This window comes from Ignatzschineria sp. PL_is040 (assembly GCF_055813795.1).
This window is the reverse complement of sequence record NZ_JBVPGU010000070.1, coordinates 1-223: the sequence shown is the minus strand read 5'-3', so window position 1 is coordinate 223 and position 223 is coordinate 1. Positions and strand designations below refer to the sequence as shown.

Annotated in this window: 1 rRNA gene; it reads left to right on the top strand. The window is 46.6% G+C overall.

Features of this window, described 5'->3' with window-relative positions:
• Positions 1-223, top strand: a 23S ribosomal RNA gene (locus AC0SAP_RS10460); the annotation flags it as partial.

The window sequence follows — 223 nt, the reverse complement described above, 5'->3', positions numbered from 1 at the left end:
TAACCAGAGGAAAAGAAATCAATTGAGATTCCCGCAGTAGTGGCGAGCGACCCGGGAAGAGCCGATATGTGATAACTTATTGTATAGAAGAATCATCTGGAAAGATGAGCCGTAGTGGGTGATAGCCCCGTATTTTAAATACAGTAAGTGGTACTAGGCATATCAACAAGTAGGGCGGGACACGAGAAATCCTGTCTGAACATGGGGGGACCATCCTCCAAGG